This is a genomic window from Enterobacter mori, assembly GCF_025244905.1.
GTDB classification, from domain to species: Bacteria; Pseudomonadota; Gammaproteobacteria; order Enterobacterales; family Enterobacteriaceae; genus Enterobacter; species Enterobacter mori_A.
This window is the reverse complement of record NZ_CP104285.1, coordinates 2,620,014-2,645,554: the sequence shown is the minus strand read 5'-3', so window position 1 is coordinate 2,645,554 and position 25,541 is coordinate 2,620,014. Positions and strand designations below refer to the sequence as shown.

Here is a 25,541-nt window from a genome sequence, read left to right as displayed (position 1 = left end):
CGAGCGGGTAAAAGGACGGAGCGAATGTATAACATCAGGTTTGTCTATCTTTTTAGCGAGAATGTATCGCCAGCGCTGTTCGCGAAAATTATCCGCCCGTCCGTCGCCGGGCAGTGGATTATGTCGGTTCCCGACAATTCGCTGCGCTCACTCTTTACTCGCTATGATTTGCTGCACTCCATCACTGGCGCGAATCCATATCAATCTGGACGCGATACGCGCAAGCTAATTGTGCAGGATCTCGACATGGGTAGGGTGGCGGCCATTGACGAGAGTTATCGAAACTGGTCATCAGTGACGGAGATGTTTTATATCAATGCTGACGGGCGATTGCAGGCCGCCTCGAATACGGGGCTGGGCTGGTATCCGGTGAGTACGATTATCGACCGTTACGAAACCATGGTGAGAACCTATGGTTCGCGTCCTGCGCCAACGGTATTGCCGAAGCAGGTGGTGAAATCGAAAGCGGCGCAGGTGCCGGACGAGCCGACACCGGGGAAAGAGGGAAAAACCTACGCGGCGCAGTTGCAGGAGATGACCAAAGCAGAACGCTGGCAGGCGCGTAAGGATCTTATTGCTAAAGGGAGCAATAGCCTATACCCGGATGCGCAGATCGCGGCTAAACGACTGGCGGCTAACAATATCGCGGTGGAGAAAGCGAAACTGGCAGAGAATGTGTATAAGACCGTTAACCCGCTGGAAGCCACGCCTGGGGTACCGGAGGGGTGGACGGATATTAGTAATGATGCGGGGGCGTTGGACAAATTAGGTCTCAAAAGCAATATACTTTATGATAAAACCGACTCACCTGATTTTCTTTCACGCGTTTATCAGCCTGATCCAGATGTTTTTGGTAAAGACATGAATCCTACGTTAGTATTTAGAGGCTCCAGGGAACCAGAGTTTTTTCCAATGAAAAATATGGCTGACTGGAAGAATAATGCCGCGCAAGGATTAGGAATGGAATCTGATTATTATAGAAAAGCCATTCAAATTGGGAAGCAATTATATAGGGCGGGTCAAAAAATAGATATTGCAGGCCACTCTCTGGGAGGTGGATTAGCGTCAGCTGCCTCAATGGCGAGCGGGCAGGCAGGATGGACATTTAATGCGGCAGGTTTGCATTCAAGCACTGTTGAAAAATATGGCGGAAGTTTGCTTGGTAATGCAGACAACATTCAGGCTTATCGCGTTGAAGGAGAACTGCTTACAAAAGTTCAGGAAGTTAATCTTGCGGAAGACTATAAAATGTTGAAAGGTCACATACCAGCACTTATCGCCAAAGAAGAAATCTCTGCCATTATGCCTAACGCGGCTGGGATCGTACACGATCTCCCTGGTGGAACAGGAGGCCCTTTGGACCGTCATGGAATTGGTCAGGCAATAAATTGCATTGAACAGCAAAAGGATGAAGACATTTCTATTATCAGGAGTCGCGTGTGAAATCATTTTTAACAAGCTGGTTAGTGCTTTGTTTGATATTAATGGTTCAGGGGTGTAAACAAAACATGGATTTAAAACCAGAAAACTATTTTAGCGGGCAGCAGCTTACATTAGCGCGTGCAATCGAAAACGGCGAGGTTGACAAGGTTATTAAATTAGCTTCAGAAACAGATTTAAACAAGCCCGGTAAAGAAGATATGACATTGTTATTTTGGGCTGTCATGAATTCAATAAACGAGAATAAAACGCCGAGCCGTTTGAAAATCATCACTATTTTGGTTAAGTCTGGTGCAGACCCCTTACAGCCTAGACCAAAAGGAGGCAGTAGTCCCGCTGAGTTTGTGTTAAAAGCAGACAGTAGTGTCTGGATACAGGCTATGCTTGATGGGGGATTATCACCAAATGCAAAAGATAAAATTTTTGATGAGCCTATTATATTTCAAACTATTGAGGCCAAAAATACTGAAACGCTGCAAGCTATGCTTGATAAAGGAAGTAATATTGATGTGATTGATTCTTTAGGCAAAACGTTGTTAATTGATGCCCTTGACTACAGCGCCTACGATCATGTGCTCCTTTTATTGCAGCGTGGAGCAAACCCTGAGATTAAAGCTGAAAGCGGCTGGACAATGGGAAATCAATTGCAACTTGAATTGAGCAGAGCCAAAGAGGGTAGCGAGCACTACAAGAAACTTAACGAAATTAAAGATTCACTGATACAACACGGCGGGAAATGGCCACCAGAGCCAGTAAGACGAGAGGCTGAGTGATTAAATCTGCTAAAATTTTCTATTTTTGGGGCGTTATGGATGTCATCGGGATTGTCTTTTACTCGATTGGCCCGTTCCGTTTACTCGAGTCATGGTGGGATGCTACCGGAGGTAACCTGGGGGTTATCATCTTTATGCTGATAGCCGAAGGTGTAAAGGGTTTAATGACGGGGGCTTTTTATCTCGTTTACCTCCTGTGGCCCGTTTCACTATTGTTTTCTGCATGGTTCTTTTTCACAAAGCATCGATATGTGGTCCGACTTGCTCTTGCGCAGGAAATCCTACGATTTCTCACCATGAGTTGCTCTGTGACGCTGTTCCCTATGAGTATCGTTGGTCTGGGAATAAGCATTATACCCCTCAATATTGCTTTGTTTGTTATTTCTGAAGTACTAAAGATTTCATCGTTAATATTTATACTTAAACAGCCAGTCACCAATAGCGGGGCTTAATTTTAATAGCCCGTCCCCAGACTTTGGCATTATTCCAATCTTTTACATCGCATAAGCCATATGGATTAACGATTATGCTCAACCGAATTACCGTTCAGCTCCCGGTGGAGGGGCTTCTGTTCTGGAAACTGACGGGCCGCGAGGCCATGTCCGAGTCGTTCGCGCTGACGCTGACGCTGCTCGGCACGGACGCGCGCATCGACCGCAGTAAGCTGCTGGGCCAGCCGGTCACGGTGACCATCCCGACGCAAAGCCTGCTCACCCCCCGCTATATCAATGGCAAGGTGACGCGCGTGGCGGTGAGCGCCGTTGAGCTGACGGGCACCCGCTATGCGGTGTACCAGCTGACGGTGGAGCCTGACCTGTGGCCGATGAAGCGCGACCGTAACCTGCGTATTTTCCAGGGTCAGACGGTGCCGCAGATTGTGAAAACCCTGCTGGGTGAGCACCAGGTCAACCTCGAAGACAAACTCACCGGCAGCTACCGGGTGTGGGACTACTGCGTGCAGTATCAGGAGTCCAGCCTGGACTTCATCAGCCGCCTGATGGAGCTTGAAGGGATTGCCTATCACTTCAGCCACGAGGCGGACAAACACACCCTGGTGCTGACCGATGCCGCCACCCAGCACCAGCCGTTCAGCGGCTACGAGGTGATTCCTTACCACCAGACGCCGTCCGGTGGCAGTACGGATGAAGAGGGCATCAGCCAGTGGGCGCTGGAGGACAGCGTCACGCCGGGGATTTACAGCCTTGATGATTACGACTTCCGCAAGCCGAACGCGTGGCTGTTCCAGGCGCAGCAGAACCCGGCGTCGCCGAAGCCGGGCAGCATTGATGTGTACGACTGGCCGGGGAGATTTGTCGAGACGGGACATGCAGAGTTTTATGCCCGTATTCGTCAGGAGCGCTGGCAGGTGGAGCATCAGCAGATTCAGGCGACGGCCACCGCGGCAGGCATTGCGCCGGGGCACATCTTTACCCTGACTAACGCGCCGTTCTTCAGCGATAACGGCGAGTATCTGGTGACGGCCGTGGGCTACCACTTCGAGGAGAACCGCTACGCGAGCGGCGAGGGGGAAACCATTCACCGCACCGATTTCAGCGTTATCCCGGCATCGGTGTCTTATCGTCCGGCGCAGAGCACGGCATGGCCTCGCACCTACGGTCCTCAAACCGCGAAGGTTGTCGGGCCGCAGGGGGAGAGTATCTGGACGGATAAGTATGGCCGCGTGAAGGTGAAGTTCCACTGGGACCGCCTGGCGAAGGGCGATGACACCAGCTCCTGCTGGGTACGCGTGTCGAGTGCCTGGGCGGGTCAGGGCTACGGCGGGGTACAAATCCCGCGTGTCGGCGATGAGGTGGTGGTGGACTTTATCAACGGCGACCCGGACCGCCCGATTATTACCGGGCGCGTGTACAACGACGCGAGCATGCCACCGTGGGCGCTGCCGGCGGCGGCGACGCAGATGGGCTTTATGAGCCGCACCAAGGATGGTTCCGTGGACAATGCCAACGCCCTGCGCTTTGAGGACAAGGCGGGCGCAGAGCAGGTGTGGATCCAGGCCGAGCGCAATCTCGATACCAGCGTCAAGAATGATGAATCTCACAGCGTCGGCGGGGCGCGCAGCCATTATGTGAAGAAAAATGAACTGCATCGTGTGGAAGCGAACCAGACTCAGGCCGTGAAGGGCGGAACCGAGATCCTGACGGGTAAAGGCAAGCTGGATGCTGCGGTGGAACAGTATGTGATCGCCTCGGGCACGAAGCTGCGGCTGGTATCCGGTGAGAGCGCCATTGAACTCAACGCTAACGGCAAGATTAACCTGATCGGCAAAGAGTTTAACTTCTTCGTGGAGGGGGATGGCCATATCACGACGGGCGGTAAGCTGCATCTGAATACGTCAGGCACAAAACCGGGCACAACGGCACCGGGTTCCGGGCATAAAGGGGATATTGATGCGGCAGTGCAGGCGAAATTTACGCCTCCTGAAGAATAACCGTTTATGACTTCCGCCTGGCCGTCCATAACGGCACGTAACATCCCTCTGCAAACATACAAACGAGTTCACCGATGAAATACACCCTCCAGGAAGGTTCGTTTTCCCTATTTCCTGCTGCCTGGCAGGATAACAGCATGAACATCATTCGCGATGACGAAAGCGGACTGTCCGTGGTGGTTAGCCGCGGCATTATTCCGGATGGCAGCGACTACGAGCAAGAGTTTCACCGCCAGTGGGATGTGCTGCGTCCTCAGATGGGTGAGATCGCTCAGAGCGAATTCCGGAACGTCAAAGCCGGGCCTGACGGAAAAATTAGCGGGCTGGAAGTTGAGACCACGTTTGACCGTAACGGGCAGCGCCTGTGGCAAAAACAGCTGGCCGTTCAGACGCCGGGCAAACCGGTATTGATGATTTTCACCCTCTCGGCACTCAGAGCATTCACTGAAGAGGACGAGGTGCGGTGGAGCGCGCTTAAGCAGAGTCTGACGCTAAACGACAGCCGGAATGTGTAAGGTATGAGCGATAACAACGCGGCCCGTAAGGGCGACGAGATTATTCACTCCAGCATTTTTGCGGACATCACCAGCATTGTGGCGGAAGGTGCCGCCTATGCGGTGATCGGTGCGGCGGTAGGCGCAGCAGCAACCGTTGCGGCACCATTGCTGGGGGCGGGGGCGGCGGCAGCAGGCGTGGCGGCGATTGGGTCCAGCTGTCTGCTAAGCGGCATCATCGGCGGCGTGCTGGCGAACGTCGCGGGGATCACCGACGATATCAGCAACGCCGCGGAAGGGTTAGGCAATGCGCTTTTCCCGCCGTCGCCTGCGGGTAAAATCACCACCGGTTCGAATAACGTTCTGACCAATGCGATCCCCGCCGCGCGTGCGGCTGGCACGCTGACGCCCGCCGATACGCCGTCCCCTGAGCCCCAGTCGCCGGGCAGCTTCGCGGATTATGCGGGCATGCTGCTTTCCGCTGCCGGACAGTTTGGCAGCGAAATGTGGCAGCCGAGCGTGGCCTCTGCCGCCGCGGGAACCTCGCCGCTGGAAGAAGACAAGGTAGCCTGCGATAAACACTCCGGGCCGCAGTATCTGGCGGAAGGCTCCAAAAGCGTCTTTATCAACGGGCAGCCCGCGGTGCGCGCGAAAGATCGCACCACATGCGAAGGCACCGTTTCCGACGATGTCTCCCCGAACGTGATCATCGGCGGTGACACGCTGACGGTCCGTGATATCAAAAGCGGTAAAACGCCGGGCCTGGCGCTGGGGATGATTGCGCTCTCTCTGCTGCGCGGGCGTCCGGGTAAAATTTTGAAAAACATGCCCTGTGCGCTGGCGGCGGCAGGCGGCGGGATGCTGGCCGATATGGCGGTCAACGCCGTGTTTGGCTCCTCGCACCCGGTCCACGCCGCCACCGGCGTGAAGGTGCTGAATGACGACGATGAGCTCGATTTCTCGCTGCCGGGGCGCTTCCCGCTTCGCTGGCAGCGCAGCTACAACAGCCTGACCACCCGCGAAGGGCTGTTTGGTCTGGGCTGGGCAACCACTTTTGACAGCTATCTGGCGCTGGAAGAAGCCAACGCTACCTGGTTCGACGAAACCGGGCGCGAGCTGAGCTTCGAGCTGCCGCCTGTCGACCGCGCGTTTTACAGCATCAGCGAAGGCATCATTATCCGCCGCAATGAGAGCGGCGACGTGGCGATTGCTGACGATGACGGCGCGGTATGGCGTCTGTATAAACCGACCCGGGCGAATCCATCTATTCTGCGTCTGGCCTCCCTCAGCGACGAATACGGCAACGTGCTGCTGACGGAGTGGGACGAGCAGGGCAGGCTGGTTGGTCTTCACGACGAGCCGCGGGCGATAGACGTCACCCTGCGCTATGAAGATGAGCGCTTCCCGCATCGCGTTACCGCTGCCAGCTATTTCGACGGCAGCCAGACATGGCCGCTGATGCAGTGGGGCTACGACGCGCGCGGCCAGCTGGCGAGCGCGACGGATGCCTCCGGCGTGGTGACGCGTGAATACCGTTATAACGAACACGGCCTGATGGTCTGGCACCGGATGCCGGGCGGTCTGGAGAGCGAATACCGCTGGAAAAAACTCGATCACTGGCGCGTGGTGGAAAACCGCACCAGCACCGGCGACGGCTGCCGCTTTAGCTATGATTTAGCCGCCGGGCTGACGACCGTTGAGCATTACGACGGTCAGACGCGCCGCCACTACTGGAACGCGCAAAATCTCATTGTCCGCTACGTTGACGAGCGCGGTGAAAACTGGCGCTACGAGTGGGATGACAACGAACTTCTGACGCGTCGCATCGATCCGCTCGGAAACGCCGTCACCTTCGTCTATGACGAAATGGGCAACCGGGTGCAGGAGACCGATGCCGACGGCAATACGCGCACTACCACCTGGCTTGAGCATCGCGCGCTTCCCGCGGCCATTATCGAGGCCGACGGCAGCGCCACGCGATTCTGGTACGACGAACATCACGGGCTCAAGCGCGTGGTGGACCCGATGGGGCAGACGACGCAACTGCGCCGGGACGCGTTCGGCCAGGTCGTTGAAGAGGTCGATGCCGCCGGAAACAGCCGCTACCAGGAGTACAATGAGGCCGGGCAGATCGTCCGTGCGACGGACTGTTCCGGGCGAATGACCCGCTACCGCTATCATCCGCTGGGCTGGCTGGCGGCTGAAGTTAGCGCCGACGGCGAAGAGACGCGTTACCGCTACGACGCCGCAGGGCGTCCGGTACAGCTCGATCGTCCTGAAGGCTGGACGGAATCGCTCAAATGGAACGAACGTGGCCTGCCGGTTAAGCATGCAGGCGCTGACGGGAAAGAAAGTGAGTTCAGATACGATGAGGCGGGGCGTTTAACCGCAACGCGTAATACCCAGGGCGAAGAGGTGCGTCGCCGCTGGGACAGCCGCGGGCGTCTGATTGCCCTGGAAAACGAAAACGGCGAAGCATATCAGTTCCGCTGGGGTGCAGACTCTCTGCTGCTGGAAGAGATAGGGCTCGATGGCGTGGCCTCGCAGTATCGCTACGACGCCTGCGGGCACACGATAGCGCGCACGTTTGCCGCCGGACATCCGGAGGCCATCACCCACGCCTTCGCCTGGAGCGCGAGCGGCCAGCTGGTCGCCCGCACCACGCCGGAAGGGCAAACCCGCTACCATTACACCCCTTCCGGGCTGCTGAGCCGGATTGGGCTGCACCCTGCGCTTTCAGCCGACGCATGGACCACCGAGGCAGAGCAGGAGCTCGCCTTTGACTATGACGCGCTTGGTCGCGTCACGCGCGAGGCCGGCGAGCATGGCGAGCTGGCGTGGGAGTATGACGCGCTGGGCAACCGCACCTCAGTCACGCTCCCTGATGGCCGCGAGCTGAAGCAGTTTTACTACGGCAGCGGACATCTGCTCAGCATTGCTCTCGATAAGCTGTCGGTCTCTGATTTTACCCGTGACGAACTCCACCGCGAGACCAGCCGCACCCAGGGGCTGCTGACCACCCGCAGCGAATACGACCGCCTTGGCCGACTGCATCGTCGGGACGTCTTTACGGGCAATGCCCAGCGTCCGTCGCCACGCCGCTGGTCCCGCCGCTGGGATTACGACTATCGCAATAACCTGGTGCGGGAAGAGCGGGACGATAACCCGTTCAGCTGGTATCGCTGGCAGTACGACAGCGCCGGGCGTCTGCTCGTTCAGGACGGTACGCTGCCTGGCCAGGAGCAGTGGCGCTGGGATGCGGCCGGTAACCCGCTCGAAGGCTCTGCTGAGAAGGTCACGCATAACCGCCTGACGCAGCTGAACGGCATTCGCTGGCGCTATGACGTCCACGGCCGCACCGTGGAGAAGGATAACGGCCAGACGCGCTGGCACTACCGCTACGACGGCGAGCATCGCCTGACGGAAGTCATCAGCCAGCCGCGGGACCGCAACAGGCCGCAAACGCAGGTCAGCTTCCGCTACGATCCACTCGGGCGACGCATCAGCAAAACGCGACGCCAGATGCTGGGCGGACAGCCAGCCGGCAAGCCGGTCACCACCCGGTTTGTCTGGGAAGGGTTCCGTCTGCTGCAGGAGGTGCACGGGGATGTGCCGCTCACCTACGTTTACAGCGATCAGGAGAGCTACGATCCGCTGGCGCGTATCGACGGCGTTGATGCCCCGGAAATCTTCTGGTTCCACTGCCAGCCGAACGGCACGCCGGAGCGGATGACGGATGTCGAAGGGCAGGTGCGCTGGGAAGGGGTAAACAGCGCCTGGGGCAAGCTGCTGCGGGAAAGCGAGACGCAGCTATCAGGATATTCCCAGAACCTGCGGATGCAGGGGCAATACCTGGACCGTGAGACAGGGCTGCACTACAATCTGTTCCGGTATTACGACCCGGACTGCGGAAGGTTTACGCAGCAGGACCCGATAGGGCTGGCGGGGGGGATAAACTTATATAAATATACTGTTAACCCTCTTACCTGGATAGATCCACTGGGATTAGCTGGTTGCACTTTAACAAAATCGAAGTCAAAAAATTACGAATACGTTTTGAAATTGAAACGCTCTGAATATCCTGCAACGTTTGGTCACATATCAGATGCGATCGATTTAGGACATGCAAAGGTTGTAACAATCCAACGAGGCACTGCAAAATCTAACAGGAAAACGAGTCTTAAAAATATCAAAACTAAGCCGGGATACGATCGTGATGAATGGCCTATGGCGATGTTTAAAGAAGGCGGTGATGGTGCTAGTGTAAGATATATAGATCCTAGCGACAACCGTGGTGCAGGTTCAAGCATTGGTAATGTTTTATCAGAACTGCCAGATGGAACAAGAATAAAAGTTGAGGTAATTTAATGAGTGATAAATATATACAAACAGTAGATCTACTGATTTCGCATAGTCAAATATTGTTACGATCTAGAGACTATGACGAAAAGCTTAGTCAGTGGGGGAAAGGTAACATTTCTCAAGGTGCTGTGCTTCACAAGGATTATGTTATATTCGATCCATTGCCAGAGGATGCATTTGGAGCAAACGTCAATATTAAACTAGAGAACATTTTCAAATTAGATGAAAATGCTCAACGCTGCATTGTCGTGCCATTTACCGTTACGGATCAACATAAGCTGCAAGTCGCTTCAGCAACTGAGAAGTTTGATTTAAACATAGATTTAAATGATCAAACCTATTCACTCTTTTATGAGATTTGTGAAGGGGATGAAATTTACTATAATTTCACTCTTGTACCGACAAAAGAAGCAATTGTTGCGAAGTTTTTGCTGGATGATCCTTGGGGGGAATAAAAAATCATCCTCTCAAAGAAGGCGTTTTTTAAATTTAAAAAAAACTAGTAATTTTTTTCTCGGAATAAAAATCCACGTTTTGACGTGGATTTTTTCATTTAAAACAAATCAAACGTTAAAAAAAGTTCATCACATTGATATCTTTAACGATGTAATCTTTCCCTTCCGCACGCAGGGACTGCTTACCACCCGCAGCGAGTAGGACCGCCTGGTCGCCTGCTTGCCGGCAATTTCCTTTGCCGCACCGCTGGTCCCGCCGCTGGCATTATGACATCCACGGTCATCATCGTGGAGAAGGATAACGAACAGCCAGCCGGCAAGCCGGTCACCACCCGGTTTGTCTGGGAAGGGTTCCGTCTGCTGCAGGAGGTGCACGGGGATGTGCCGCTCACCTACGTTTATAGCGATCAGGACAGCTACGACCCGCTGGCGCGTATTGATGGCGTGGAAGCGCCGGAGATCTTCTGGTTCCACTGCCAGCCGAACGGCACGCCGGAGCTGATGACAGATAGCGAAGGGCAGGTGCGCTGGGAAGGGGTAAACAGCGCCTGGGGCAAGCTGCTGCGGGAAAGCGAGACGCAGCTATCAGGATATTCCCAGAACCTGCGTATGCAGGGGCAATACCTGGACCGTGAGACAGGGCTGCACTACAATCTGTTCCGGTATTACGACCCGGACTGCGGAAGGTTTACGCAGCAGGACCCGATAGGGCTGACGGGGGGGATAAACCTTTACCAGTATGCGCCGAATGCGCTGGGTTGGATCGATCCGCTGGGGTTGAGTTGCCGTAAAAAATTTATGGGAAGAACCCCGGGAAAAAACAGTAAAACTGGACGTGAAGTAATCGCACGAATGCGAGGAGAAGGACGAATTCGTGGTACGGGCGATAGGATGCAATTTAAGAGTTCAACTGATGGTAAATGGTACCGTATTCAGGATGCGGATATGGCTCATTTAACCGATGCAGTTAAATACTGGAACCAGAAAGGTGGTTATTATGGGCCTAAATCTCGTGAGGTCAGAGCATTTATGAGAGATTCCAGAAATTATGAGCTTGAATATTATGGCCACAATCGATCTCAGGGAGCTCTGCTACCTGATAGATATAAAGATTCCGCCGATTTTATTGGCCCACAGGAAAAATCACAATATTTCCAATGAAGGAGCATTGTTCCATGAAAGACCTTGAAGACCCAAAAATTGAATCTGAAATTAACTCCTTTGTTGAAAAAGGAAACGAGTTTCACGATGATAAAAAATACGTCGAGGCTTTAGAGCAATACCAAAAAGCCTGGCAAGCTCTTCCTGAGCCAAAGCTCGAATGGGAGCTCGCCAACTGGATCTCTGCCTGCATGTACAGCGCATATTTTGATCTCGCGGATTACGCTGAGGCAAAGAAATGGGGAGATACGACATTACGGACAAGTGGATCGGATATAGACACTGCACCCTTAATCGATCTCGGCATGGTCTGTTATGAGTTGAATCAATTCGAGGAAGCGTATAAATATTTTAACGATGCTTATAACTACGGCAAAGAGCGTGCGTTTCAGGATAGACCTAAAAAATATCTAGAGTTCTATCTGCGCAAAAGGGGATAAGTTCGTTACTCTATAAAAAAAATCCACGCCAAAGCGTGGATTTTTCCCATTAAAAACAAATCAAACGTTAAACAAGAAGTTCATCACGTCGCCATCTTTAACGATGTAATCTTTCCCTTCCGCACGCATCTTGCCTGCTTCTTTCACGCCTTGCTCACCCTTGTAGGTGATAAAGTCTTCAAACGCGATAGTCTGTACACGGATGAAGCCTTTCTCGAAGTCAGTGTGGATCTTACCGGCCGCCTGAGGCGCGGTCGCACCCACAGGGATGGTCCACGCACGCACTTCTTTTACACCAGCGGTGAAGTAGGTTTGCAGATTCAGCAGCTCATAGCCCGCGCGGATCACGCGTTTCAGACCCGGCTCGGCCATGATATCTTCACGATCGGCGTCGTTCATTTCAGCGATATCGGATTCAACCGCGTTCCAAAACGCTACCACTACCGAACCTCCAGCGCTTGAATGTTCTGCTGAGAAGGTCACGCATAACCGCCTGACGCAGCTGAACGGCATTCGCTGGCGCTATGACGTCCACGGCCGCACCGTGGAGAAGGATAACGGTCAGACCCGGTGGCACTACCGCTACGACGGTGAACATCGCCTGACGGAGGTTATCAGCCAGCCTCGGGACCGCAACAGGCCGCAAACGCAGGTCAGCTTCAGCTACGATCCGCTCGGGCGACGCATCAGCAAAACGCGACGCCAGATGCTGGGTGGACAGCCAGCCGGCAAGCCGGTCACCACCCGGTTTGTCTGGGAAGGGTTCCGTCTGCTGCAGGAGGTGCACGGGGATGTACCGCTCACCTACGTTTATAGCGATCAGGACAGCTACGACCCGCTGGCGCGTATTGATGGCGTGGAAGCGCCGGAGATCTTCTGGTTCCACTGCCAGCCCAACGGCACGCCGGAGCGAATGACGGATAGCGAAGGGCTGGTGCGCTGGGAAGGGGTAAACAGCGCCTGGGGCAAGCTGCTGCGGGAAAGCGAGACGCAGCTATCAGGATATTCCCAGAACCTGCGGATGCAGGGGCAATACCTGGACCGTGAGACAGGGCTGCACTACAATCTGTTCCGGTATTACGACCCGGACTGCGGGCGGTTTACGCAGCAGGACCCGATAGGGCTGGTGGGGGGGATAAACCTTTACCAGTATGCGCCGAATGCGCTGGGGTGGGTGGATCCGTGGGGGTTGAGCCGTAAATGTAAGGATCCGTCAAAAGAAGCGACCCAATGGCAAGGCCCTAATAATAAAGACTATAAAGGAATCGACAGTTACTCGAACAGAACGCTTAAAAAAGGAACAATCCTTTATGCATTGCATCCAAATGGTGATCAGTTACCCGCATATACCGTAACTCATCCTACAGTTAGGCAATATAAAGGTGATTCATTAGGATATCATGAGGCGTTACAGGTGAAACTTAATCCAGATTTCCCTTTGCGAACAAAAGTTAGGGCATATTATGTTTCTGAGGATATATTTGTTGCTAATGGTCGTGCTAATGCGAATCCGCTATACGGGAAAGGTGGAGGGATGCAATTTTATATACCTGAAGAAGCACGTGGTAAATTAATTCCTGGTAAGGTGATAGATATATGAAAAAAATGACATTAAATTTTAAAGATGGAAGTGTTAAAATTGATGGCTACACTGTTGAACTTAGTTCTTTTGAAAATTTTACTTCTTCTGAATTTTACAAAACCCATTCTGAATTCACCAAGATAGGTAAGTTTTATTTTGCGAAAGATGATATTGAATGGGAAGGTCAGAACTTTATTGTGGAGTTTAGACCAGCTGTTTTTTCATTTAATTCATCTCTTTTTCTTACAAGTAAAGATGGGGATTTCTATCAAACACTTAAAGATTGGGAGCTTAGAGCATCGTTAAAAAACCTTAAAGATGAAGAAAGGCGTTTGACAGAATGGATTCAAAATAAAATCACGAAAAAGAAAATGGTAAAGATAAGCACCCCCCCTTATGGAGTTAAATGGAATTTTGAATGGGGTGAGCTAACAGTGCAATCAAATGAAAGATCTTTTGATTGCGGTATATACATAGATTGGAAAGATTAAAATTTAGTATATATGGAGGATCTTAGGGTAACGCAGCAGACCCGAACAAGGGTTGCGGATGAAAAATGCCAGAATTTCCAATCAAGAAACATTGTTCCATAAAAGGGCTTTGAAACCATAAAATTCAATCTGAAAGTATCTCCTTTGTTGAAGTTTCACGATGATAAAAAATACGCCGAGTCTTTAGAGCAATAAATACCAAAAAACCTGGCAAGCTCTCCCTGAGCCAAAGCTCGAATGGGAGCTCGCCAACCGGTTCTCTGTCTGCATGTAAAGTGTATATTTTGATCTCGCGGATATGCTGAGGCAAATAAATGGGGAGAGACAACATTGCGGACACGTGGATCGGGTATAGACATGGCATCCTTAATCGATCTCGGCATGGTCTGTTATGAGTTCAATCAATTCGAGGAAGCGGATAAATATTTTAACGATACTTATAACTACGGCAAAGAGCATGCTTTACAGGATAGACCTAAAAAATAGCTTGAGTTCTATCTGCGTAAGACGGCGTAAGAGCAGTAAATTATTCCCTTCAAAACAAACCAAACGTTAAACAAGAAGTTCAGCATTTCGCCATCTTTAACTATGTAATCATTCCCTCTGGCACGCATTTTCCAGCTTCCTGCCTTGTTCACCATGCTCTCGACAGACTATCAGTATGCCTGCGACGAACTCCACCGTGAGAACTGCCGACCCATGACTGCTGACCACCCGCAGCGAGTACGACTGTCTTAGGCGCCTGCATCGCCGGGATGTCTTCACCAGTAACGCCCAGCGCCCAGCGCCCGTCGCCACGCCGCTGGACCCGCCGCTGGCAGTACGACAGCGCCGGGCGCCTGCTGGTTCAGGTCGGCACGCTGCCCGGTCAGGAGCAGTGGCGCTGGGATGTGAACCCGCTCGACGGATCTGCTGAGAAGATCACGCCCAACCGCCTGACGCAGCTGAACAGTATTCGCTGGCGTTATGACATTCATGGCCGCACCGTGGAGAAAGATAACCGTCAGACTCGTTGGCACTACAGCTATGACGGCGAACATCGCCTGACGGAGGTTATCAGCCAGCCGCGGGACCGTAACAGGCCGCAAACGCAGGTCAGCTTCCGCTACGATCCGCTCGGGCGACGCATCAGCAAAACGCGCCAGCAGATGCTGGGCGATCAGCCAACCGGCAAGCCGGTTACCACCCGGTTTATCTGGGAAGGGTTCCGCCTGCTGCAGGAGCTGCACGGAGACGTGCCGCTCACCTACGTTTACAGCGACCAGGATAGCTATGACCCACTGGCGCGTATTGACGGCGTGGAAACGCCGGAGATTTTCTGGTTCCACTGCCAGCCGAACGGCACGCCGGAGCGGATGACGGATATCGAAGGGCAGGTGCGCTGGGAAGGAGTGAACAGCGCCTGGGGCAATACCTGGACCGTGAGACAGGGCTGCACTACAATCTGTTCCGGTATTTCGACCCGGACTGCGGACGGTTTACGCAGCAGGACCCGATAGGGCTGGCGGGGGGGATAAACCTTTACCAGTATGCGCCAAATGCGCTGGGGTGGGTGGATCCGTGGGGGTTGAAATGCAAGTCTACTGAAGATGGTCCGATTTTAGGGCCTCATGGTAGTTTAAAAAATGACTTACGCCCTGGACAATCACATCATTTAAACCAGGATGCTGCATTCCGTGACATTATTCCTACTAATAGTGGAGCAGCGATCAAATTAGAAGGTAATGCATTTACTCAACCAGGAACTCCGCACTATGAAGCGCATAAATCTTTAGAACAGTTTTGGAATCAATTCAGGAAAGGCGGAGCTTCATACCGAGAAATGCCTTCCAATCTCCAATATACTCAGGCGTTGAAGCATTCACTGGAGGCTGCAGGATTACCAGCAAATCAGGTGAAAGAAGCTGTCAGGTATAGTATTCAAAATCGAATACAGCATGGTGCGCTTGGTGGCATGAACGTACCTAGGATCCCAGGAAGAATAAATCAGGTTAAAACATGAAAATATCCCAGTTAGCAATGGACAGGTTAAATAAAATTAATTGGTTTGTTAACCTTGGTGTGGCGACGACACTCCCCGGGGTTATCCAGGCTCAGTCCCTTAGCTTATTTATAAAAGGCTTGAATAGCGATGAATGGGAAAGTGCCACCCTAGAGGCTGGTAATGAAATAACGGGTTATCTCGCAAAAAAACACACTAACAAATATCAATGCTGGAACTCTTTGGTCAAAGAAGCTAAGAAAGTTGTGGAGTATGATATTATTCCGAAAATAACCTTCCCGGAGTCTGAGAAAGGCTCAATGACTGAGAACTTAAAATGGGACCTTGTGAATTACTTGCTTGAAGATGCGTATAGTTCTTTACTACAAAAGCCATTCTTTTTTGACGGATTAATTAATGTTTATGAAGCTGGGCATATGCCCTGTGGATGGTCAGGTACTTGGCCAGCGGGCAAATTAGTTATCTATTGATAGATTACGCGCAAAAAAATCCACGCCAAAGCGTGGATTTTCTTCATTAAAAACAAATCAAACGTTAAACAAGAAGTTCATCACATCGCCATCTTTAACGATGTAATCTTTCCCTTCCGCACGCATCTTGCCTGCTTCTTTCGCGCCTTGCTCACCCTTGTAGGTGATGAAGTCTTCAAACGCGATAGTCTGCGCACGAATAAAGCCTTTCTCGAAGTCAGTGTGGATTTTACCAGCAGCCTGAGGCGCAGTAGCACCGACAGGGATCGTCCACGCGCGCACTTCTTTCACGCCAGCGGTGAAGTAGGTCTGCAGGTTCAGCAGCTCATAGCCCGCGCGGATCACGCGGTTCAGGCCCGGCTCTTCCAGACCCAGCTCGGCCATGAACTCTTCACGGTCGGCGTCGTCCAGCTCAGCGATGTCGGATTCAACGGCAGCGCACACAGCCACAACCACAGAACCTTCAGCCGCTGCGATTTCACGCACTTTGTCCAGGTACGGGTTGTTTTCGAAACCGTCTTCGTTAACGTTGGCAATGTACATGGTTGGCTTCAGGGTCAGGAAGCTCAGGTATTTGATCGCCGCTTTGTCTTCTTCAGTCAGGTTTTTCAGCGCGCGCAGCATGCCCGCGTTTTCCAGCTGTGGCAGACATTTTTCCAGCGCAGCCAGTTCCGCTTTCGCGTCCTTGTCGCCGCCTTTGGCTTTCTTCTGCACGCGGTGAATCGCGCGTTCGCAGGTGTCGAGGTCAGAGAGCGCCAGCTCGGTGTTGATGACGTCGATATCGTCAGCCGGATCCACTTTGTTGTTCACGTGGATGATATTGTCGTTCTCGAAGCAGCGCACAACGTGGCCGATCGCTTCGGTTTCACGAATGTTGGTCAGGAACTGGTTACCCAAGCCTTCACCTTTGGATGCGCCTTTTACCAGGCCCGCGATGTCGACGAACTCCATGGTGGTTGGCAGAATGCGCTGCGGCTTCACGATTTCCGCGAGCTGGTCCAGACGCGGATCCGGCATTGGCACAACGCCGGTGTTAGGTTCGATGGTACAGAACGGGAAGTTCGCCGCTTCGATACCCGCTTTGGTAAGCGCGTTAAACAGGGTGGATTTGCCCACGTTTGGCAGACCGACGATACCGCATTTGAATCCCATTTCTAAATCACCTTAATCTCTTGATAATCAATCCGTTAACGATAACCGATTGATGAAAAGTAAATAACTACGCCTATTATACACGTAACCCGCATGACGCGCGGTAAAAAAGCCTGATCGGGCGGATTATTGCGCTTTGAAAGCGTGTAAGCGATTTGTCGCTTTGGTTAACCCGTCTTTCAGCCAGATTTCAGTGCAGCGCGCCGCTTCGTCCACCGCTTCGTCAATCAGTTTCTGCTCAGAAACCGGGGGCTTACCGAGTACGAAACCGACAACTTTGTTTTTATCGCCCGGATGGCCGATTCCGACGCGCAAACGGTGAAAATTCGGGTTATTGCCCAGCTTGCTGATGATGTCTTTAAGACCGTTGTGGCCACCGTGCCCGCCGCCCAGTTTGAATTTTGCCACGCCGGGTGGGAGATCCAGCTCATCGTGAGCCACCAGAATTTCATCCGGATTGATGCGATAAAACGTCGCCATTGCCGCCACGGCTTTACCGCTCAGGTTCATAAAGGTGGTGGGCACCAGTAAGCGAACATCCGCGCCAGCAAGGTTGATACGTGAGGTATACCCGAAGAATTTAGGTTCTTCACGCAGGGGAGCACGTAACCGCTCGGCCAGCAGATCGACGTACCATGCCCCGGCGTTGTGGCGGGTGACCGCATATTCTGCGCCCGGGTTGGCGAGGCCGACAATCAGTTTAATCGTCACGATTCAATTCCTAATGGGTTCCAGATCTGGCGCGTAGTTTACTGTCTGGCGCGCCGCTTGACAAAATTCTGCGATCTTCGCAGCGAAATACGAATAATTTCTGGTTTGAACAATTAGAATTTCAAGCTGTTCAATGTCTTATTTGTAAACTTTTGTTTGGGAGTTATCTGTAATTGTGATCATTGACGCAACTCAAAAAAGGGGCGTTGTCTATACTTTACACACAAGGATTAGGGGGTTTTCCCCTGACAACCCAAAGTTCCGGAGGTGACATATGAAACGCAAAAACGCTTCGATGCTCGGTAACGTGCTAATGGGGTTGGGACTGTTCGTGATGGTCGTCGGCGTGGGTTATTCCATTTTAAACCAGCTGCCGCAGCTTGATCTCCCGCAATACTTCGCGCATGGCGCGGTACTGAGCATCTTCCTTGGTGCGGTATTGTGGCTCGCCGGGGCACGTGTGAGCGGACATGAGGAAGTCTGTGATAAATACTGGTGGGTGCGCCATTACGATAAACGCTGCCGTCGAGACCAGCATAAGCACAGCTAGTGCCAGGACGAATGAATACCGAAACGACTCCCATGGGGTCGTTTTTTTTGCATCAAAGGTTGACCCTCACGTAACGTAAGGCTCCAGAGTGGCGTCACTGGCAAAGAAAAGGAGCAGTTATGTTGATTCAGGTGGGTAAGCTGGCGAAACGTGCCGGGATCACCGTGCGGACATTGCACCACTATGAGCAAACAGGTTTGTTGCTGCCTTCTGCCAGAAGCGCGGCAGGTTACCGGCTTTACAACCTGGCGGATGTCCAGCGTCTGCACATGATCCAGGCGCTGGCAAAAGCGGGGCTGGAACTTGCTGAAATCAGGGATTTTCTGGAACAGGCGTCGCTGTCGTTAACCGAGTTACTCGATGCGCAAATCACGCTGCTGGATAAACAGCTGCGCAGCATACATACGCTGCGCGACCGGCTGGTGGAGCTGCGGACCGGGCTTATCGACGATGCGACGCCGGATCTGGAATCCTGGCTACAGACTCTGGAGTTAATGAATATGTACGATCGCTGGTTTAGCAAAGAAGAGTTACAGCAGTTGCCGTTTGCGGTGAAGAAGGATGCGCTGGCGGCTATATGGTCAGGGCTGGTTGCAGAGGCCAAAACGCTTCTGGAGCAACATATACCCGTTACGGACGCGCGGGCGATGGACCTGGCGACGCGCTGGATGGAACGTCTGGAGCAGGACACGGCAGGCAAGCCGGAATTTCTCACCCGGCTGAACGAAATGCACAGCGTTGAACCGCAGATGCAGGTGCAGACCGGCATTACGCCGGAGATGACCGATTACATTACGCGGGCGTTTGCCGAATCGAAACTTATTATCTGGGGGAAATATCTCTCTGCCGAAGAGATGGCTTTTACCCGGAAACACTACTTTGACCGCATGATGGAGTGGCCGCCGCTGGTGGCAAAAGTGCACCAGGCGCAGCGGGAAAATCTCGACCCCACCTCTGAAGAGGCGCAAAAGCTTGCCGAAAACTGGCTGGCGTTGTTCCAGTCGTACGCGGGTACGAACCCGGAGACCCAGCAAAAGTTTCGTGTGGCCATGCAGCAGGAGCCGCATCTGATGAAGGGAACATGGATGACGCCTGCCGTACTTGGGTGGCTCCAGCAGGCTATCGGGGTGATGATGCAGAGACGTTTCTCTGCATCTGGTGACTCACAGATCCGCTAGCGCGGCTTCACGGTTAGGGTAGAAGGAGAGTCGGCCAGGGATCGGCTGCACGCCCGCCCGCGCCATGGTGCGCAGCGGCTGGAATTCCAGGTTACTCACCCGCAGCTCACAGCCTTCCGGCAGGCGTGCCACAAAGCGCTGGAAGGCATCCAGGCCGCCTGCATCCAGTACCGGGACGGCATCCCACTTCAGTACCACAATCCGTTTGCCCGCGAGGCGGGACTCCAGATCGCTAAACAGACCTTCCGCCGCAGCGAAGAACAGCGGGCCAATCACGCGCAGCACCAGCACATCGTCAGGCACCTCGACGTTAACCGGGGAAAGGCGCGTCATTTGCGCAATACGGCGCATAAACAGCAGGGACGCCAGTACGATCCCGACGCTGATGGCGATAACCATATCGAACAGCACGGTCAGCGACATACAGATCAGCATCACGATGATGTCGTCCTTCGGCGCGCGACGCAGAAGGTTCACCACCTTGTGCGCCTCACTCATGTTCCAGGCCACCATCAGCAGCAGCGCCGCCATTGCAGAGAGCGGAAGCCAGGAGAGCCACGGAGCAAGAATGAGCAGGGCGAGGATCACCAGCACGGAGTGGATCACCGCCGAAACGGGTGAGGTCGCCCCCGCGCGCACGTTTGCCGCAGAACGGGCGATGGCTGCCGTTGCGGTAATACCGCCGAAGAACGGCGCGACGAGGTTGCCTAATCCCTGACCGACCAGCTCGCTGTTGGCTTTGTGTTTGGTGCCGGTCATACCGTCCAGCACCACCGCGCAGAGCAGGGACTCAATCGCCCCCAGCATCGCCATCGAGAACGCGGCGGGAAGCAGTGCACGCAGGGAATCCCAGCTTAGGGTAAAGCTGGAGCCGGGCATGTCCCACGGCAGCACTAGCTGCGGTAACAGCTGCGGAATGCCGCTACCTTGTGAACCGTCCGCCAGAACATAGTGGAACTGTGAACCGATGGTCGCGACATGACCACCGAACATATTGACGATAGCCATCACAGCGCAGCCCAGCAGCAGCGCGGGAAGATGGCCCGGCAGACGGATCCCCAGACGAGGCCAGACAATCAGCGTGCCCAGCGTCACAATCCCAATGGCGGCGTCGCCCAGGTTGGCGGTCGGCAGCGCCATAAACAACGCACCCACTTTCTGTAAATAGTGCTCAGGAATATGAGCCATCTGCAGGCCGAGGAAATCCTTGATCTGCATGGTTCCGATAGTGATACCAATCCCTGAAGTGAACCCCAGCGTCACGGAAAGGGGGATGTACTCGATCAGCCGCCCAAAGCGGGCCAGACCAAACAGAATCAAAAAGACGCCGGACATCAGGGTGGCGACCAGCAGGCCTGCCAGGCCAAACTGCTGCGAAACCGGGTAGAGGATCACCACAAAGGCGGCGGTCGGGCCGGAGACGCTGAAGCGCGAGCCGCCCGTCAGGGCAATGACTATCCCGGCAACGGCCGAGGTGTACAGCCCGTACTGCGGCGCGACGCCGCTGCCAATCGCCAGCGCCATCGCCAGCGGGATAGCGATAATGCCGACGGTGATCCCGGCAATCAGGTCACGTACAAAGCGTGACGAGGTGTACTTCTCTTTCCAGCAGGCGTCGATGAGGGCGCGAAAGGGCAGAACATGTGAGGAGGTTACGTTTTTCACAATTATCTATCATCCGTGTGCGCATCATCTGTCATATGAATGGCAGGTGAAGGAGGCATAAGTCATACAAATAAACACTATAAACAAAAAAACCCGCCGCAGCGGGTTTTTCGGCCGTGTTCGATCAGTGTTCGAACATTGCAGAGATGGATTCTTCGTTGCTGATACGACGAATCGCTTCGGCCAGCATCCCGGACAGGGTCAACGTACGCACGTTTGGCAGTGCCTTGATCTCGTCGCTCAGTGGGATGGTATCGCATACCACCACTTCGTCAATGACGGAGTTGCGCAGGTTGTTTACCGCGTTACCGGAGAAGATCGGGTGGGTCGCGTAAGCGAACACGCGTTTGGCACCACGCTCTTTCAGCGCTTCAGCGGCTTTACACAGCGTACCGCCGGTATCGATCATGTCGTCAACCAGTACGCAGTCGCGGCCCGCAACGTCACCGATGATGTGCATCACCTGAGAAACGTTAGCGCGCGGGCGGCGTTTGTCGATGATCGCCATGTCGGTATCGTTCAGCAGCTTGGCGATAGCACGGGCACGCACCACGCCGCCGATGTCCGGAGAAACCACGATTGGGTTGTCCAGGTTCAGCTGCAGCATGTCTTCCAGCAGGATTGGGCTGCCGAAAACGTTATCAACCGGAACGTCGAAGAAGCCCTGGATCTGCTCAGCGTGCAGGTCAACGGTCAGTACACGGTCAACGCCAACGCTGGACAGGAAGTCAGCGACAACTTTGGCAGTGATTGGCACGCGCGCGGAGCGGACGCGACGGTCCTGGCGGGCATAACCAAAGTAGGGGATTACAGCAGTGATACGGCCTGCTGAAGCGCGACGCAGGGCGTCGACCATAACAACCAGTTCCATCAGGTTGTCATTTGTTGGAGCACAGGTGGACTGGATGATGAAAATATCACCACCGCGTACATTTTCGTTAATTTGTACGCTGACTTCGCCGTCGCTAAAGCGACCTACGGCGGCGTCGCCGAGGGAAGTGTACAGGCGGTTGGCAATACGTTGTGCTAGTTCCGGGGTGGCGTTACCAGCAAAAAGCTTCATATCAGGCACGAGAAGAACCTCAGGCATGCGTCCAGTGGTGGATAGCGTTCGCCGCAAACTGTGCGGGCCAGGCAAATGCTATCCAGGCGGTGTATTAAAGAGCGCGATGCAACGTCTGGAACAGGGTGACGTTGTCACCGAAACTCAGTCTGCGCCAGTATGGTCTGCTGTAGGGGGGAGGTGTTCATCCCGCGTGCTACAAAACCATGCAGCCAAACCGGCGCTTGCTCAAGCACCTGACGAGCGGCGGATTCGGTGTCAAATTCAGCAAAGACACAGGCCCCTGTACCCGTAAGGCGCGACGGCGCGTATTCTAACAGCCAGGAAAGCACCGCATCAACCTCGCGAAAACGTTTTCTTGCGATATCCTCGCAATCGTTGCTGAATTCACAATTTAATAACGTTTCTATTGACCGTTCCGGGGTATTTCTTTTCAGGTCAGGATCTTTAAAGATGACCGGCGTTGGTATGCTCACGCCAGGGTGGGCAACCAGATACCATTTTTCCGGCGGGTCGACCGGCGTGAGGAGCTCGCCAACGCCCTCGGCAAAAGCCGCATGACCGCGAACAAACACCGGGACATCAGCCCCCAGCGTCAAGCCTAAGGCTGCCAGTTCGTCCTTTGACAGCCCGCAGCCCCAGAGATGATTCAGCGCAACCAGTATGGTCGCGGCGTTAGATGAACCACCGCCCAGTCCGCCGCCCATCGGCAGACGCTTCTCGATACGGATATCTGCACCGCTTCCAGCGGGCAGACGGGCCGATTCCGCTGCGGCTTTCATCAGCATACGCGCGGCGCGCACGATCAGGTTGTCCTCATGCGCCACGCCTTCAACGGGCGTCAGCAGACAAATCTGTCCATCCTGGCGCAGCTCAATGGCGATCGTGTCGCCATAGTCAATAAACTGAAACAGCGTCTGCAGGGTGTGATAACCGTCAGCACGCTGGCCGGTGATATATAAAAACAGGTTCAGTTTTGCCGGAGAGGGCCAGTGGGTCATCATTTAACGATCCAGTTGTCCATTTTCAGCTTGATGCGCTGGCTACCTTGCGTCAGCTCCATATTCGACGGCAACGACGGTTTACTCTTGCTGTCATAGGCGCTGTACACCACTTTCCAGGTCTTGCCATTCTGAGTGTAGTTCACCTGGCTGAGACGGTATTGATCGTCAAGCTGGTAGTCTGTTGCCTCACCCGGCAGGCCGAGGATCCACTGGCGCAGGCTGTTGAGCGGGATAGGCATCCCGGTCAGTTTGCCAATCATCTCTTCGGCATCGGTCGCGGTATAGTGCTGGCCTTTGTTATCGGTGATCTGCGCTTCGCCCGGTTTGGCGATAAGCTCCAGTTCGGTGCTGCCCAGCGGGTTCAGCAGCAGCAGGCGATAGTTGTCCTGGCCCGTTTGCTGCCAGAAGAAGCGGGCATAAACCTTTTGTTCGTCAGAGAGATAAGCGAAAGCGCCGCGGGTCTGGTACTGGCTCAGGTTACGGACGTCCTGCTGGTGCTGACGCCACTGCGGTGAATCAGGGCTTTTGCCCGGGCCTTTTGGTTGGGTGACAGTACACGCGGTCAGAACCAGTGCCGCCAGCGGCAGCAGGCGAATCAGTCGGGTCATAATGAGGACAAATCCTTGAGATACGTTGCAGTTATAACTGTTAATGCTAGCGTCCCACAGTGCTACCGTCTACGTTCAAATTATCTCAAAGCGTTGTGTAACCTATTACTCCGAAAGGGGGCAGTCCCTTTTATTGATCTCGCGCATCCTGTATGATGCGTTCTGCTAACCTTATTAACGCTGGTACTACTCCCGCTCAACATGACCCTATTAGCACTCGGCATCAACCACAAAACAGCCCCGGTTTCACTGCGAGAACGCGTGACGTTTTCGCCGGATACGCTCGACCTGGCGCTGGACAGCCTGCTTGCACAACCGATGGTGCAGGGTGGCGTGGTTCTCTCGACGTGCAACCGTACTGAACTGTACCTCAGCGTGGAAGAGCAGGATAACCTGCACGAGGCGCTGATCCGCTGGTTATGCGACTACCACAACCTTAACGAAGAAGAACTGCGCAATAGTCTGTACTGGCATCAGGACAACGATGCGGTCAGCCATCTCATGCGCGTGGCCAGCGGGCTGGATTCGCTGGTACTGGGCGAGCCGCAGATCCTGGGTCAGGTGAAAAAAGCCTTTGCAGATTCACAAAAAGGGCATCTGAAGGCCAGTGAGCTGGAGCGTATGTTCCAGAAGTCGTTCTCTGTGGCAAAGCGAGTGCGAACCGAAACCGACATTGGTGCCAGTGCGGTTTCTGTTGCTTTCGCGGCCTGTACTCTCGCTCGTCAAATCTTTGAATCCCTGTCGACCGTCACCGTGCTGCTGGTGGGCGCGGGCGAAACCATCGAACTTGTGGCGCGCCATCTGCGCGAGCATAAAGTGAAAAAGATGATTATCGCCAACCGTACCCGCGAGCGAGCGCAGGTGCTGGCGGACGAAGTGGGCGCAGAAGTCGTTGCGCTGAGCGACATCGATGAACGCCTGAAAGAGGCGGACATCATTATCAGCTCTACCGCCAGCCCGCTGCCGATTATCGGTAAAGGGATGGTGGAGCGTGCGCTGAAATCCCGCCGTAATCAGCCGATGCTGCTGGTAGATATTGCCGTCCCGCGTGATGTTGAACCCGAAGTGGGCAAACTGGCGAACGCCTATCTCTACAGCGTGGATGACCTGCAAAGCATCATTTCGCACAACCTTGCCCAGCGTAAAGCGGCAGCGGTGCAGGCGGAAACCATTGTTGAGCAGGAAACCAGCGAGTTTATGGCCTGGCTGCGCGCGCAAAGCGTCAGTGAGACCATCCGTGAATACCGCGGACAGGCTGAGCAGGTGCGTGATGACCTGACAGCCAAAGCGTTAGCGGCCCTGGAACAGGGCGGTGACGCCAATGCAATCATGCAGGATCTGGCCTGGAAACTGACCAACCGCCTGATCCATGCACCAACCAAATCTCTTCAGCAGGCTGCCCGTGACGGGGATGATGAACGCCTGACTATTCTGCGCAACAGCCTCGGGCTGGAATAGCGCCCTACACCCATTTTCTATTACAAGGTGCAC

19 protein-coding genes and 4 pseudogenes are annotated in these 25,541 nt (G+C 53.9%); 16 read left to right on the top strand and 7 right to left on the bottom strand.

The window, feature by feature from the left end; all coding sequences use genetic code 11:
- The first annotated feature begins 24 nt into the window (after window positions 1-24).
- The 9 genes and pseudogenes from N2K86_RS12500 (at window position 25) to N2K86_RS12460 (ending at window position 11,574) form a co-directional block, all read left to right on the top strand.
- Entirely contained in the window at window positions 25-1,443 is a 1,419-nt protein-coding gene (locus N2K86_RS12500; RefSeq protein WP_260658805.1) for a phospholipase, read from the top strand.
- 41 nt (window positions 1,444-1,484) lie between these two features.
- Window positions 1,485-2,213, top strand: a complete 729-nt coding sequence (locus tag N2K86_RS12495; RefSeq protein WP_260661672.1) for an ankyrin repeat domain-containing protein — start codon at window positions 1,485-1,487, stop codon at window positions 2,211-2,213.
- Window positions 2,210-2,665: a hypothetical protein gene (locus N2K86_RS12490; RefSeq protein ID WP_260658804.1), complete on the top strand. Its 456-nt coding sequence runs from the start codon at window positions 2,210-2,212 to the stop codon at window positions 2,663-2,665. The genes N2K86_RS12495 and N2K86_RS12490 overlap by 4 nt, the downstream gene beginning before the upstream one ends.
- A gap of 74 nt (window positions 2,666-2,739) precedes the next feature.
- Entirely contained in the window at window positions 2,740-4,662 is a 1,923-nt protein-coding gene (locus N2K86_RS12485; protein WP_260658803.1) for a type VI secretion system Vgr family protein, read from the top strand.
- 74 nt (window positions 4,663-4,736) lie between these two features.
- The gene (locus tag N2K86_RS12480) at window positions 4,737-5,177 is read left to right on the top strand and encodes a DUF1795 domain-containing protein (protein ID WP_260658802.1); all 441 of its coding nucleotides are present in this window, start codon (window positions 4,737-4,739) and stop codon (window positions 5,175-5,177) included.
- A 3-nt stretch (window positions 5,178-5,180) separates the two neighbouring features.
- Entirely contained in the window at window positions 5,181-9,524 is a 4,344-nt protein-coding gene (locus N2K86_RS12475) for an RHS repeat-associated core domain-containing protein (RefSeq protein WP_260658801.1), read from the top strand.
- Entirely contained in the window at window positions 9,524-9,973 is a 450-nt protein-coding gene (comJ, locus tag N2K86_RS12470) for a competence protein ComJ (RefSeq protein WP_260658800.1), read from the top strand. The genes N2K86_RS12475 and comJ overlap by 1 nt, the downstream gene beginning before the upstream one ends.
- Window positions 9,974-10,279: 306 nt before the next feature.
- Window positions 10,280-11,134: pseudogene (locus N2K86_RS12465) on the top strand (RHS repeat-associated core domain-containing protein); the annotation flags it as partial.
- A gap of 14 nt (window positions 11,135-11,148) precedes the next feature.
- Window positions 11,149-11,574: a hypothetical protein gene (locus N2K86_RS12460; protein ID WP_260658799.1), complete on the top strand. Its 426-nt coding sequence runs from the start codon at window positions 11,149-11,151 to the stop codon at window positions 11,572-11,574.
- 60 nt (window positions 11,575-11,634) lie between these two features.
- On the opposite strand, the pseudogene N2K86_RS12455 reads toward N2K86_RS12460, so the two are convergent.
- Window positions 11,635-12,027: pseudogene (locus N2K86_RS12455) on the bottom strand (DUF933 domain-containing protein); the annotation flags it as partial.
- 4 nt (window positions 12,028-12,031) lie between these two features.
- Here N2K86_RS12455 and N2K86_RS12450 point away from each other — a divergent pair.
- The 4 genes and pseudogenes from N2K86_RS12450 to N2K86_RS12430 all read left to right on the top strand — a co-directional run.
- Window positions 12,032-13,174 (top strand): annotated as a pseudogene (locus N2K86_RS12450) (RHS repeat domain-containing protein); the annotation flags it as partial.
- Complete coding sequence (locus N2K86_RS12445) at window positions 13,171-13,647, top strand: hypothetical protein (protein WP_260658798.1); 477 nt, start codon at window positions 13,171-13,173, stop codon at window positions 13,645-13,647. The pseudogene N2K86_RS12450 and the gene N2K86_RS12445, both read left to right, overlap by 4 nt.
- 657 nt (window positions 13,648-14,304) lie before the next feature.
- Window positions 14,305-15,649, top strand: a pseudogene (locus N2K86_RS22660) (RHS repeat domain-containing protein); the annotation flags it as partial.
- Complete coding sequence (locus N2K86_RS12430; RefSeq protein ID WP_260658797.1) at window positions 15,646-16,119, top strand: hypothetical protein; 474 nt, start codon at window positions 15,646-15,648, stop codon at window positions 16,117-16,119. The pseudogene N2K86_RS22660 and the gene N2K86_RS12430, both read left to right, overlap by 4 nt.
- A gap of 57 nt (window positions 16,120-16,176) precedes the next feature.
- Here the strand turns inward: N2K86_RS12430 and ychF are convergent, their stop codons facing one another.
- Entirely contained in the window at window positions 16,177-17,271 is a 1,095-nt protein-coding gene (ychF, locus tag N2K86_RS12425; RefSeq protein WP_010432886.1) for a redox-regulated ATPase YchF, read from the bottom strand.
- 126 nt (window positions 17,272-17,397) lie between these two features.
- Entirely contained in the window at window positions 17,398-17,982 is a 585-nt protein-coding gene (gene pth / locus N2K86_RS12420; RefSeq protein WP_260658796.1) for an aminoacyl-tRNA hydrolase, read from the bottom strand.
- 274 nt (window positions 17,983-18,256) lie between these two features.
- Between pth and ychH the strand changes: the two genes are divergently transcribed.
- Together ychH and N2K86_RS12410 are read left to right on the top strand one after the other, a co-directional pair.
- Window positions 18,257-18,532 (top strand): stress-induced protein YchH, encoded by a 276-nt coding sequence (gene ychH / locus N2K86_RS12415; RefSeq protein WP_028013466.1) that lies wholly within the window; start codon window positions 18,257-18,259, stop codon window positions 18,530-18,532.
- Window positions 18,533-18,651: 119 nt separating this feature from the next.
- A complete protein-coding gene (locus N2K86_RS12410; protein ID WP_260658795.1) occupies window positions 18,652-19,710 on the top strand; it encodes a MerR family transcriptional regulator in 1,059 nt (352 codons plus the stop codon).
- Here the strand turns inward: N2K86_RS12410 and dauA are convergent.
- The 4 genes from dauA to lolB form a co-directional block, all read right to left on the bottom strand.
- The gene (gene dauA / locus N2K86_RS12405; protein ID WP_260658794.1) at window positions 19,696-21,375 is read right to left on the bottom strand and encodes a C4-dicarboxylic acid transporter DauA; all 1,680 of its coding nucleotides are present in this window, start codon (window positions 21,373-21,375) and stop codon (window positions 19,696-19,698) included. The two genes, N2K86_RS12410 and dauA, sit on opposite strands and share 15 nt — an antisense overlap.
- Before the next feature lie 124 nt (window positions 21,376-21,499).
- On the bottom strand, window positions 21,500-22,447 hold the full coding sequence (gene prs, locus N2K86_RS12400; protein ID WP_003856663.1) for a ribose-phosphate diphosphokinase: 948 nt from the start codon (window positions 22,445-22,447) through the stop codon (window positions 21,500-21,502).
- A gap of 125 nt (window positions 22,448-22,572) precedes the next feature.
- A complete protein-coding gene (gene ispE, locus N2K86_RS12395; protein WP_260658793.1) occupies window positions 22,573-23,442 on the bottom strand; it encodes a 4-(cytidine 5'-diphospho)-2-C-methyl-D-erythritol kinase in 870 nt (289 codons plus the stop codon).
- The gene (lolB, locus tag N2K86_RS12390; RefSeq protein WP_010432909.1) at window positions 23,439-24,050 is read right to left on the bottom strand and encodes a lipoprotein insertase outer membrane protein LolB; all 612 of its coding nucleotides are present in this window, start codon (window positions 24,048-24,050) and stop codon (window positions 23,439-23,441) included. Before lolB ends, ispE begins: the two co-directional genes overlap by 4 nt.
- Before the next feature lie 201 nt (window positions 24,051-24,251).
- Here lolB and hemA point away from each other — a divergent pair, with 201 nt between their 5' ends.
- Window positions 24,252-25,508: a glutamyl-tRNA reductase gene (gene hemA / locus N2K86_RS12385; RefSeq protein WP_010432912.1), complete on the top strand. Its 1,257-nt coding sequence runs from the start codon at window positions 24,252-24,254 to the stop codon at window positions 25,506-25,508.
- The last annotated feature ends 33 nt before the right edge of the window (window positions 25,509-25,541 follow it).

Excerpts from the sequence above, each read along its gene's own strand:
- N2K86_RS12500 (WP_260658805.1), top strand. The coding sequence starts at position 25 with ATGTATAACATCAGGTTTGTCTATCTTTTTAGCGAGAATGTATCGCCA.
- N2K86_RS12495 (WP_260661672.1), top strand. The coding sequence starts at position 1,485 with ATGGTTCAGGGGTGTAAACAAAACATGGATTTAAAACCAGAAAACTAT.
- N2K86_RS12485 (WP_260658803.1), top strand. The coding sequence starts at position 2,740 with ATGCTCAACCGAATTACCGTTCAGCTCCCGGTGGAGGGGCTTCTGTTC.
- N2K86_RS12480 (WP_260658802.1), top strand. The coding sequence starts at position 4,737 with ATGAAATACACCCTCCAGGAAGGTTCGTTTTCCCTATTTCCTGCTGCC.
- N2K86_RS12475 (WP_260658801.1), top strand. The coding sequence starts at position 5,181 with ATGAGCGATAACAACGCGGCCCGTAAGGGCGACGAGATTATTCACTCC.
- comJ (WP_260658800.1), top strand. The coding sequence starts at position 9,524 with ATGAGTGATAAATATATACAAACAGTAGATCTACTGATTTCGCATAGT.
- N2K86_RS12460 (WP_260658799.1), top strand. The coding sequence starts at position 11,149 with ATGAAAGACCTTGAAGACCCAAAAATTGAATCTGAAATTAACTCCTTT.
- N2K86_RS12445 (WP_260658798.1), top strand. The coding sequence starts at position 13,171 with ATGAAAAAAATGACATTAAATTTTAAAGATGGAAGTGTTAAAATTGAT.
- N2K86_RS12430 (WP_260658797.1), top strand. The coding sequence starts at position 15,646 with ATGAAAATATCCCAGTTAGCAATGGACAGGTTAAATAAAATTAATTGG.
- ychF (WP_010432886.1), bottom strand. The coding sequence starts at position 17,271 with ATGGGATTCAAATGCGGTATCGTCGGTCTGCCAAACGTGGGCAAATCC.
- ychH (WP_028013466.1), top strand. The coding sequence starts at position 18,257 with ATGAAACGCAAAAACGCTTCGATGCTCGGTAACGTGCTAATGGGGTTG.
- N2K86_RS12410 (WP_260658795.1), top strand. The coding sequence starts at position 18,652 with ATGTTGATTCAGGTGGGTAAGCTGGCGAAACGTGCCGGGATCACCGTG.
- ispE (WP_260658793.1), bottom strand. The coding sequence starts at position 23,442 with ATGATGACCCACTGGCCCTCTCCGGCAAAACTGAACCTGTTTTTATAT.
- lolB (WP_010432909.1), bottom strand. The coding sequence starts at position 24,050 with ATGACCCGACTGATTCGCCTGCTGCCGCTGGCGGCACTGGTTCTGACC.
- hemA (WP_010432912.1), top strand. The coding sequence starts at position 24,252 with ATGACCCTATTAGCACTCGGCATCAACCACAAAACAGCCCCGGTTTCA.